This is a genomic window from Bacteroides sp. Phil13 (assembly GCF_001940965.1).
Classification (GTDB): Bacteria; Bacteroidota; Bacteroidia; order Bacteroidales; family Bacteroidaceae; genus Bacteroides; species Bacteroides intestinalis.
The window spans coordinates 112,056-123,893 of the sequence record NZ_MSHA01000049.1; the positions used below are offsets into that span (position 1 = coordinate 112,056).

Sequence of the window (11,838 nt, forward strand, 5' to 3'; positions counted from 1 at the left end):
ATTATCTGTTGCAGTCATGCTTTTTCATTATCTGTATCTATTGGTGAGTTATCTTAGTTAGGAATCTGAGATATATCTAATTTTTAAAATCATATATTTAATTTTGAAAGTCTGCGGACAGGCTAAGCTCTACATTTGTATTCTATAGGATAATTTCAAATAATAATGATATGAAGAAGAGACTATTTAGCCTATTTGCGTTGGCTATTGGATTGCAAACGGTTGCTTTATCCCAAAAGAATGAGTGGAGAGATCCGGAGGTAAATGCTGTGAATCGTGCTCCGATGCACGCTAATTATTTTGCTTATGAATCATACGATGCTGCCCGTACAGGTGTTAAGGAAGAATCTGATAATTTTCTGTCTCTGAATGGGATGTGGAAATTTAATTGGGTAAGGAATGCTGACCAGCGTCCAGATGATTTTTATCAGTTGGGTTATAATGATAGTGCGTGGGATGAACTGAAAGTACCTGCTGTATGGGAGTTAAATGGTTATGGTGATCCTATTTATGTCAATGTAGGGTACCCATGGAAGAACCAATTCAGAACTGATCCTCCGAAAATACCTGTAGCCAACAATCATGTAGGATCCTATCGAAAAGAAATTGTCATACCGGCAGAATGGAAGAATAAGCAAATCTTTGTGCATTTTGGTTCTATCACTTCTAATATCTATTTGTGGGTAAATGGTAAGTATGTTGGGTATAGTGAAGACAGTAAACTGGAAGCGGAGTTTGATTTGTCGGGTTATCTCAAACCGGGAAAAAATCTGATTGCATTTCAGGTGTTCCGTTGGTGTGACGGGTCATATCTTGAAGATCAGGATTTCTTCCGCTTTTCGGGTGTGGGACGTGATTGCTATTTATATGCTCGCAACAAGACTTGTATACAGGACATAAGAGTTACTCCCGATTTGGATCAGCAATACACCAACGGATCACTGGACATTGCTCTCCAGATGAAAGGACGGGGTACCGTAGAGCTGGATTTGTCGGATGCGAAAGGCAATGTGGTTGCAAACACCCGGTTGAATGGTTCGGGCAGTCTTTCGACTGTTATGGAGGTTAAGAATCCTCTTAAATGGAGTGCGGAAATACCCAATCTTTATTGCCTGACCGCTACTTTAAAGAATGGTAATGATATTTTAGAAGTTATTCCGGTAAAAGTGGGTTTCCGTAAAGTGGAGATTAAGAATGCCCAGCTGCTTGTGAACGGACAGCCTGTACTTATTAAAGGTGCCAACCGCCATGAAATGGATCCCGATTATGGATACGTTATTTCACGGGAGCGTATGTTGCAGGACATTCGGATTATGAAACAATTCAATATCAATGCTGTGCGTACGTGTCATTATCCTGACGATAATCTTTGGTATGAATTGTGCGATGAGTATGGTTTGTATGTCGTAGCTGAGGCTAATGTAGAGGCGCATGGAATGTTATATACTAATAATCAGCTTTCTAAACATACTTCTTTTGCCAAAGCACATCTGGAACGTAACCAGCGTAATGTGCAGCGCAGTTACAATCATCCTTCGGTTATTATTTGGTCATTGGGCAACGAAACCGGTCCCGGCCCTAACTTTGAGACTTGCTACCGTTGGATAAAAGCGGAAGATGCGACACGCCCCGTGCAGTATGAACAGGCCGGTCATGATTATTATACCGATATTTTCTGCCCGATGTATTTGTGGTACAGTGCGTGTGAGGATTATGCCAAGAGTAATGCTACTAAGCCGCTTATACAGTGTGAATATGCGCATGCTATGGGTAATTCTATGGGTGGATTCAAAGAATATTGGGACCTGATACGCAAATATCCCAAATTTCAGGGTGGATTCATCTGGGACTTTGTTGACCAGTCTGTGCGTTGGAAAAATAAGGACGGCATAGAGATATATGCGTATGGCGGAGATTTTAATAAGTACGATGGTTCTGACAATAATTTCTGTGATAACGGTCTGATAAGCCCTGACAGGGTACCGAATCCGCACATGTACGAAGTGGGTTACTTTTATCAGTCCATTTGGACACATCCCGTCAACCTGCAAAATGGAGAAATAGAAATCTTTAATGAGAATTTCTTCCGTGATCTTTCCGCTTATTATCTGGATTGGCAGTTATTGGCAGATGGTGAATTGGTAGAAGCCGGCACTGTTAGCAATCTTAATGTTGCTCCTCAACAAAAGGCGAAACTAAAACTGGACATCTCCGATGTAAATTCGTATAAAGACAAAGAACTATTACTGAATGTGTCTTATAAACTTAAAAAGGCTGAAACCTTATTATCTCCCGGATTTACTGTTGCAAAAGCTCAAATGTCTGTCATTCCCTATAAAGCACCCGATATTGCATTAGTGAATGTGAAGAAAGCGAATATAGAATCCGTTGCTCCCTCCGTGAATAATAATGATGGTAATTATCTGATCATTGAAGGTGAGGATTTCATTATCGAGTTTGCGAAGAACAATGGTTTCCTGAGCAGATATAAGGTTGCAGGCAAGGAATTGATGAATGATGGCGGACAGCTCGTACCTAATTTCTGGCGTGCGCCTACTGACAATGATTATGGTGCCAGATTGCAGCACAAATACAGGGTATGGCTGAATCCCAAACTTAAAAGGACTTCATTTACCAACAAGCAGGAAAATGGGACGGTTGTAGTTGAAGCCGGATATGAAATGCCGGATGTCTCTGCTAAACTATACCTGACTTATGTGATAAATAATGCAGGTGAGATAAAAGTTACTCAGAAAATGGCTGCCGGTGAAGCAGAGAAAGTGCCCGATATGTTCCGCTTCGGCATGCAGATGCAGATGCCTGATGAATTCTATAGAATCAACTATTATGGCAGAGGTCCTGTGGAAAACTATTCGGACCGCAATCATGCAACGGATTTAGGAATTTACCGTCAGACCGTGAGTGAACAATTTTTTTCGTATATTCGTCCGCAGGAAACGGGTACTAAGACTGATATACGTTGGTGGAGACAACTGAACGAAGCGGGTTCCGGGTTGCAATTTGTTGCGGAAGCCCCGTTCTCAGCATCAGCTCTGAACTATACGATTGAATCTTTGGACGACGGATTGAATAAAGATCAGCGCCATTCGCCGGAAGTAATCCCGGTGGATTATACGAATATTTGCATAGACAAGGCTCAATTGGGTCTGGCTTGTGAAAATAGTTGGGGAGCTATCGCTTATCCGCAATACCGTTTGCCATACGGTAATTATGAATTCAGCTTTATAATGAAGCCGGTATTTAATAAAGTTTATTGATGTGATAAATTCGGATTATGAAAAAATTATGGTTGTTGTTCTTATTGATAGGAACCTATTGTTATGCTGGTGAAAAAAAACATACGGTTGATTCGCCTGACGGAAAGATACAGTTAGCGATTATTCAAACGGATGCCGGTGAGCTGACTTATCAGCTATCTGTGAAGCGTAAACAAGTGATTGAGGCTTCTGCATTGGGATTTAAAACAGAGGATGGGGTGTCTTTTCCTTCCCAAGGATGGAAAATGAGAAAGGTTATCCGTAACAAAGTGAATTCTGTTTGGAAGCCTCTGTGGGGAAAGCGTGCCGTAGTACCCGATAAATACAATGAGATGAAGTTGTCTTTTGTGAATGAAGCGGAATCATCGGATGCTTTGGAGATAGTGGCGCGGGCTTATAATGAAGGTGTGGCTTTTCGCTATGTGTTGCCTCAAGGGGCGGGTTCTGCACTGGAACTTACCACTTTTAATTTTGCAGGCGACTATATCGCGTGGTATTATAATGGAGAAAGGCATAATATCGGTCCGGAACGATTGACCGAAACAGATGGTGAACGCTTGCCTGTGATGACGGTGAAAGCTGCGGATGATTTATACCTGGCTGTACATGAGGCTTGTCTGGATGAGGGTGAACCCTTGAAACTGAAATCGGAAAAGGGGCGATGCTTGTTTTCTGTTTCTGCGAAACCGCATTTACTCCGTGTAGGATATCAATCGGCATGGCGTGTGGTGCTTTGCGGTAACCGGCCGGGTGATCTGGTGGATTCTCATCTTGTGGAATTACTGAATCCGGAACCTTCCGGAGAATATGATTTCTCATGGGTGAAGCCGGGAGTTGCGTTATGGGACTGGCGTATGAATGGTGCTCAGTGGGACGGGTTTAATTATACGATGTCCTATCCTTCCTGGGAAAGAGCGGTTGATTTTGCCGCAGAGCAGGGTTTTGCTTATCTGGTTCTTGATGCCAACTGGTATGGACCCGAGTTTGAGCAGGGTTCGGACCCCGTTAAGGGAGATAAGGCCAGGGATGTGCGAAAATTGATTCAATATGGAAAGCAGAAAGGAGTGGGTATCTGGTTGTATCTGAATGATGTGGGAGGACGTAATTATCCGTTGGAAGAAACTTTGAAACAATATGGGGAGTGGGGAGCTGCCGGAGTGAAGTATGGTTTTATGGCCGGAAACCCTGAAGAGAAGAATACCAGAACAAAGAGTATAACGGAAATGTGTGCACGGTATAAGCTATTGGTAAATTTTCATGATTATCCGGTGCATCCCTATGGGCAGATGCGGACATGGCCCAATGCTGTGACACGTGAATACTGCAAGGCTCAGTTGGACGGACACGAGATTTTCTATCCCAAAACCTTTGTTACTTCGGTATTTGTAAATATGGTAGCCGGCCCGATTGATATGAATAATGGTATGTTTGACTTGCGGCAAGGGAAAACGACGCGTTCGGATAATAACCAGGAGGTACCTTCAACGGTGGTATCGGAAGCTGCACGAACATTGATTACTTTCTCCGGTGCGACGATTATTCCGGATATTCCTGAATATTATCGTAAATATCCTGCTTTACTCCGCTTTTTATCTGCACAGAAAATGCCTTGGCTGGAAAGTAAGACTTTAGATGGCGAAATAGGGGAATATATCGTAATGATGCGTCAAGCGGAAGATGGAGTATTCTTGATAGGAGCTGTCACTAACGAAGAAAGTAGAACTTTACGTGTGCCGCTGTCTTTCTTAGGTAAAGGAGACTATGAAGCGGAAATTGTAGAAGATGGAGAGAATGCCCATTATTTAAGTAACAGGGAAACGATGAAGATTTCTAAAAAAAGAGTAACCCGGAATGAGGTTCTGAATATAAAGTTGGCACCGGGTGGTGGGACTTGTATCCGTATTGGAAAAGAAATAAAACAGTAGCTACTTGCTACTGTTTTATTAATCTTACTTCATATATCTCGCCTATTTGCTTGTTTGGTTTTGCCACAAACTTGACGCGTACTTGTTTCTTATCCTGCAAAAGAGTATCCGGAATGTCATAGGTTTCTGCTTTGAACTCCGATATGCGGTATTTGCCGGTGTTATTGATAGAACGGAGAAATACATCATCCATATAAATATCGAACTCATGGCTTTTCCATTCGCCCACTCCCCAATACTTGAGGCGTAGCTTGAGGTCGGTCAGACCATCGGTTTGCATGAGGTAGCTAAAATAATGTCCGTTGCGGGCGTCGCGGTAGAAGACATTATTTGTATTACCGGTGTATGACTCGTCGGTCTCCATCTTGTGGTCGGTTTCCGGTTGTTGTTCACCCGGCTGCACTTTGTCGACCGTCTTTGCTTCGAGTGCCTGGCGTTCCTGTTCCTGCTTGGCGATGTTATCGACGTACTGCTTGTAACTGCCTTCGGTAAGGGCAAGCCAATACATCATATAGCGAGAGTCATGAATTTCGAAGAATGGTTGCAATTCTCCTTCAATCTTGTTCTCCATGCGGGTGCTCAGTGTGAAATGCAGTGGTTTGCCGGGCACAGGAGTGAGCTGTGACGGGATGCTGGCAATGTCATTGTTGATGAGAATTGGAGCTTTATCAATAGGTTGCTTTAGACCACCTGCATACTGCCCGAAACGGCTATCATCCGCTATGAGTGAAGCCATCGACTCTGTACCGGTTTTCATACCGAGAAGGATAGGCCCATGCATGAGAGCAACGTACTGCGGTTCGTTGGGTAGATAGCGCAGGGATGAGTGCATTGGGAAATGGATATTCACCGCATCGCCTTTTTTCCATTTACGATGGATGCTGACGTAGGATGACGGACCTGTAATGATGTCGACAGGTTTTCCGTTTACACTGACCTTAAATTCGCCCGGATGTACCCATCCCGGATAGCGCACCATGAGATTGAATGTACCTTTGCCTTCCGCAATAGTAACAGTACTGTTTTCAGAATAAGGGAAAGCCGTCTCCTGACGTAACGTGATGCCACGTTCCTTCCAGTCGAGCTGCGAAGCCGCATATAGATTCACAAAAAGAGCATCACCTACATGGGTGTAGATGAATTGTCCGTACTTACCATGGTTCTCCATGCCGGTGCCTACACAACACCACATTGCTTCATTAGGAGCAGAGTAGTTGCGATAGTGGCGGGGACGGGCAGGCGTGAAATAGACATAGCCTCCATGTTCCGGATGCTGGGTAGAAAGTATATGGTTGAAAGTAGCAAGCTCGTAGTAGTCGGCATACCGCGCTTCCGGGTTACGGCGATGGAGGTCTTCTGTTAGTTTCAGCATATTGTTGGTGTTGCAGCTCTCAGGCCCGTCAATGTCATTGATGAAATCCATGCAAGCATCCTTGGCAGGGAAGTGTTCACGACGGCTATTCCCGCCAAATGCAAGGCTGCGCTCGCCTGTTACGATATCCCAGAAGAATGAACTTGCCGCATGATAATCTTCATTGCCCGATAACTCTGATATACGCTCGAAGCCGATAACTTTGGGTACCTGCGTATTGGCGTGCATATTGTCGAGACAGTCCTGCCGCTGCGACATAGGAGTAAATAACCGTTTATGAGAGAAACGCTTCGCACAGTCAAGGTACTTCTGTTCGTGGGTAATGGCATACGCATCGGCAAGCACCTCGTTCATGCCGCCATGTTCATTGCCAAGCATCCGTTCCATTTGTTTGTCCGACAGGTGCGATGTGATGTCAACCGCCCAATTACAAAACTGTAGAAAAAGACTCTTTGCCTGTTCGTTGCCGCAATATAGCCATGCATCGCGTAAGCCGGCATACATCTTATGCAAATTGTAGAACGGTGCCCATGAGCCACTGTATACGCGGAAGTCTCCGTCTTTAAAGCCATTCCAAATATTCTGGCTGTTAGGCATTCCGCCCATGTAGCCAACACCCCATTGGGGATGATTCTTGCAATTGGCTTCGGCACATTCGGCAATTTCACTGATAATATACTCCATGCGCTTGCGACATTCTTCATTGCCGGTGGCTGCATTGATGGCCATAGCTGTGAGGTAATGTCCCCCCACATGTCCGTCCAATCCGTCCCAATTGGGATAACACTTTGCTTTGGGTGTCAGTCCTGCCTCTTTTCGATAGGGAGCCATCAAACGGTCACAGTCGTACTTGAGCAATGTCTCGATATTCAGGTCACGGGCATGTTTCAACGGCCCTTCGAGGAGTGTTATTTGTGAGAGCGGAAACTCGTTGGGATACAATTTATCTTGTGCATTTATCGCTGTGGCTGCACATATAAATAGTAGAATAGTAAATGTTTTTTTCATGGTTACATTCTGATATTCTTATGCAAGAGGGGTAAACACAACCTTATATGTTTTAACTACCCCTTTATAATCGAATTTCACAATAGCAGTTCCGGAAACCGATGTTGCCTGGATAATTTCTACTTTCACATTCTTATCAGTTGCTGATGCCGATACAGTAGGGGTTCCGGTAGTTCCGGCCGGAAGTTTGTAAACAGTTTCATAGATATCATAGCCGGTAATACCATTGCTTTCAGTAGAACGTACAGGAGTTGCCGGTATTTCGATTGCTTTTCCATTGACCTCTATATTTACTTTGGGGACAATAGGGCGAGTGATCTTCTTTTTGTTTGAACTGAATCCCAAGCCGGCTAAATCGAAAAGATTGCCCGTTTCTTCGCTTTCAGCAACGAGATAGATTGCATGTTTCTTGTCCAGGTGGTCAACAAACTTCGATACATCAATTGTAAACTGTTCCGTTTTCTGCGCCGAGTTAGCGGGAACAACTATTTCACCTATCTTCGTTCCTTTCCAGGTTTCGTTGTCCCACGGACCGTCTAACCAAACGTTCACTTTAAACGTCTTTGATGTTTTCGGTGCAAGGAAGAGATTGAAGGTTGTTTTGTTTCCCTTTTTAGTTCCTTCGAAAGCTTTCAGGCCCAGTTTATCTTTATTTAATCCACCGAAACCGAAGTATTTATATCCTATTATATGGCCGTTCTTCACGTTTGTGATAGGAGCGTGGTTATCCCAGATGTCCCATGAATCCTGTTGGATACGTCCGTCGGAGAGATAACATGCGAATCCTGCGGAATAATACTGATAAGGATCAAGACCAAATATGTGGAATCCTTCCGAGGTTACTTCTGCTCCTTTATATTCATTCCCCTGGCTGTCTTTGGCTGTCCAGATTTTATCTTTTGCATAGGGATCGTAGGCTCTGATGGATACTTTACCGCCTTCCGATACCGGCTTCTTATCCCATTCCACATGGATTGGAGCTACCATTGACTGGCGGGCGTTTCCGAATCCACGGGGCGGGCGGTGATAGAATACATACCATTGTCCGTTGATGAGTTCTATACTTCCATGCGTATTGTGCCCTGCATTAGTTGTTTGCAGACGTGAACCATCCTGGTTTAGCACCGGTGCACGCGAATCGACCAGAACACCGCCGCTCTTCCACGGACCCAGCGGGGAATCACCATAAGCGTAACGCAAAGTGGAGTTGGAGCTGCCCAATCCATAGTCGGGGCCTGAATGTCCGCTATAGATGGTCACGTATTTGTTTCCGATCTTACGTATGGATGAAGCTTCAAAGAAGTTGAATGCTTCAAGGTCCTCTCCGGGAAAGATATGCGGATATGAAATATTCTTCGGACCGCGGTTGTTACCTTTGCGAACGCCTGCCGGCATAAAATAAGGAATAACCTTTGTTCCCGGACGTACGGAATACATGGTGTTCTGATCCAGTTGGGCGGCTAATGAACGTTGGAATCCCCAATATCCATAAGCTCTGAACCCAATTTCATAATCTGGATCGTTCGGGTCTGTGATATATTCAATATATACCGACGGGTCGAATCCCAGAATACTTCCGGGTAGGGTTTTTGTACCATCAGCGGTCAGGTTGATAGGGGTAAAAGGTCCGTCAGGACGGCTTCCTTTGGCAACCATTGCTTCTCTGTCTCTACCGCGGCTATGCGGGTACAGATAATATTCTTTTGTGCCGTCCTTCCTTTTCACTTCAACAAGGTCGGGAGCGTACATCACATCCCATTGTCCTTCTACCTGATAGGTAAAGATAGCTCCTTCGTCACGCCAGCTTGATAAATCTTCTACGGGTGCTGACCACATTCTGATGTCCGGCCCGCAATAACTGCCGAAACGGACATCGTGCGAACCGATGATGTAAGCGCGAAACTTTCCCGGATTGTCGGGGTCTTCAAAAACACGGGGTTCTCCGTCCGGCAAATGTTCCCATAACGGTAGATACGGATTACCAGCTCCATGATAAACAAACTTGGACGTTTTGGGCTGATTATTATTACCGGCTATTGCTTTTGTTATTACAAACATGGGGACAATAGCAAATAATAATAAAATGATTTGAATTCTTTTCATAACCAATCTAATCTTTTTTATACGTAAATATTTATGTTATTATTTGTTCAATAGGACACTATGCGACAAAAGTAAGCTATCGAAGAATGACTGGCTTTCGATATTAGATATTTGAATTTCAAAATCAGATATATTTGTGATAATCCTTATAAGTATTGAATAAGAAGATAGATTGTTTTCTCATGTGCCTTTTGTTATTTATTGAATAATAACTGTGCAAAATTATACAGATTGTTTCTCCATACCGGCCAAGTGTGTCCACCCGGATATTCGGAATACGTATACTTCAGTTTTAGTGTATCAAACTCTTTAAGCATATTCTGGCAGTTCTGGTAGGCTATATCTTCTTTGCCTCCCATGGCGATCCAGAGTAATCTGAGTTGAGAGTCTATTGCTGCTTTATTCTTGTTGATAAACTCGTATTGGCCATCTGCGATTTTCTGGTAGAAAGGTAGCCATCCGGAACTGAATACACCGAGATGAGCGAACAAATCTGTATGGTATAGGCCGGCATAAAGTGTTTGTATGCCTCCCATAGAGAGGCCTGCAAGTGCCCGGCTGTCTGCTTCTTTTCTGACACGGTAGTTATCTTCTACAAATGGAATGACAGCCTGCATCAGCTCGGCTTCGAATGCTTTCAAGGCACCGGCATTGAACCCGGCAGAAGCCATATTGCCATCGAGCATCACTATCAACATCGGTTTAGCTTTTCCCTCAGCGATCAGGTTGTCCATTATCAGATCGGTTTTGCCTTGTGTAGCCCAACCGCGTTCATCTTCTCCGCCACCATGCAACAGGTATAAAACAGGATATTTTTCAGCCGTGTGGGTGTCATATCCGGCAGGTGTATATACAAAGAAGCGTCTCCACGAACGACTTACTTCCGAATAGTAGCGTTTCATGCGGATATCACCATGTGGCACATCCTTCAGTGCATAATATTCTCCACCCTTGAAAGGAACTTCAATGCCGCTTGCCATGCGTCCCATGCCATAGAAAGTCTCACTTCCGGGATCGGATACCGCTACTCCGTCAATCAATAGTGAATAGTAATGAAAACCTTCACCCAAAGAATCGGTTACCGTTTCCCAGATACCTCCTTCCTGTCTGACCATATCGTATTTCCGTCCCAGGTCTATCTGTACTTTCTGTGCATCCGGGGCTTTTATGCGAAAAATAGCGCGGTGGTCTGCCGTCAGTTGCGGATATTTGGAGTTCCGTACGTTGGATTCTGCGCGTGCTCCATGAAGGCCATATTTGTCGAAGCTTGACGTATCTACAGGCTTGAATAGCAATTGAGAGAACAGGTAGAGGTCGTTTTTCCATACATTGAAGTCGTGGCCTCCGGGCTCCACATAGAAGATATGGGGAATCCGATGCTGTTGCAGGTAGAGGTGAGTACGTTCGCTGAAAGACATCAGGTTGTCATTGTCCCCGCAGGATATCCACAGCAGTTTTAGTTGCTGTGTGGTAGCTTCCGGATTTGGAACAAGCACTTCGGGTGCTTTGGTGTTGGGGGCGGATGAGAATCCTCCTACCCAAGCAAATTTATCCAGATTTCCCAGACCAAAGTTTAAGGATTGCCCGCCACCCATTGACAGTCCTGCGATGGCCCTGCTCTCTCGATTCTTGATTACAGGATATGTCTTCTCAATAAAAGGAACTAGGTCGTTCAGCAGATCTTTTTCAAAAATGGCGAAGCCTTCCACTTTATCCGGAGCCATGATATTGCCCGTAGCGCGGTCATCTTTTATGGCTCTTCCGTTGGGGAATACTACGATCATCGGTGTTAGTTTACCTTCGGCATACAGGTTATCGAGAATGATTTGTGGTTTGCCATTATTGAACCACTCCAGTTCATCGCCACCGATACCATGCAGCAGATAAAGTACAGGGTATTTCTTGCTCTTACTGAAGCCGGGAGGGGTATAAACCAATGCTTTCCGCTTCGTACCAACGGTTTTAGAGTTATAAGTCACTGTTTCTATTTTCCCTTGGGCTATTCCTGCCTTTTCTACGTCGAAACCAGCCTGGGAGTGGGGGATGGTACTTTGTGCCTGTACCCCGAAGCAATACGCCAATGCGCATACTAAAATGATTGCAATGTTTTTCATGGTTCTGAATTTTATGTCACAAACATACAGCATTCTGT

5 protein-coding genes are annotated in these 11,838 nt (G+C 44.4%); 2 read left to right on the top strand and 3 right to left on the bottom strand.

Features of this window, described 5'->3' with window-relative positions; translation table 11 throughout:
- The first annotated feature begins 170 nt into the window (after positions 1-170).
- On the top strand, positions 171-3,278 hold the full coding sequence (gene lacZ / locus BWI44_RS09250) for a beta-galactosidase, LacZ type (RefSeq protein WP_195208631.1): 3,108 nt from the start codon (positions 171-173) through the stop codon (positions 3,276-3,278).
- Between the two features lie 17 nt (positions 3,279-3,295).
- Entirely contained in the window at positions 3,296-5,203 is a 1,908-nt protein-coding gene (locus BWI44_RS09255) for a glycoside hydrolase family 97 protein (RefSeq protein WP_195208632.1), read from the top strand.
- Between the two features lie 7 nt (positions 5,204-5,210).
- Here the strand turns inward: BWI44_RS09255 and BWI44_RS09260 are convergent, their stop codons facing one another.
- From BWI44_RS09260 to BWI44_RS09270, 3 genes are all read right to left on the bottom strand, one after another.
- Entirely contained in the window at positions 5,211-7,583 is a 2,373-nt protein-coding gene (locus BWI44_RS09260) for a glycoside hydrolase family 127 protein (RefSeq protein WP_195208633.1), read from the bottom strand.
- Between the two features lie 18 nt (positions 7,584-7,601).
- Complete coding sequence (locus tag BWI44_RS09265) at positions 7,602-9,686, bottom strand: hypothetical protein (RefSeq protein WP_195208634.1); 2,085 nt, start codon at positions 9,684-9,686, stop codon at positions 7,602-7,604.
- A 194-nt stretch (positions 9,687-9,880) separates the two neighbouring features.
- Positions 9,881-11,800 carry an alpha/beta hydrolase-fold protein gene (locus BWI44_RS09270; protein ID WP_229036096.1) on the bottom strand — a complete coding sequence of 640 codons (1,920 nt, stop codon included), beginning with the start codon at positions 11,798-11,800 and terminating at the stop codon, positions 9,881-9,883.
- Positions 11,801-11,838 lie beyond the last annotated feature (38 nt).

What these genes read in the sequence shown, in the direction of transcription:
- lacZ (WP_195208631.1), top strand. Translation starts at nt 171, where the DNA reads ATGAAGAAGAGACTATTTAGCCTATTTGCGTTGGCTATTGGATTGCAA.
- BWI44_RS09255 (WP_195208632.1), top strand. Translation starts at nt 3,296, where the DNA reads ATGAAAAAATTATGGTTGTTGTTCTTATTGATAGGAACCTATTGTTAT.
- BWI44_RS09260 (WP_195208633.1), bottom strand. Translation starts at nt 7,583, where the DNA reads ATGAAAAAAACATTTACTATTCTACTATTTATATGTGCAGCCACAGCG.
- BWI44_RS09265 (WP_195208634.1), bottom strand. Translation starts at nt 9,686, where the DNA reads ATGAAAAGAATTCAAATCATTTTATTATTATTTGCTATTGTCCCCATG.
- BWI44_RS09270 (WP_229036096.1), bottom strand. Translation starts at nt 11,800, where the DNA reads ATGAAAAACATTGCAATCATTTTAGTATGCGCATTGGCGTATTGCTTC.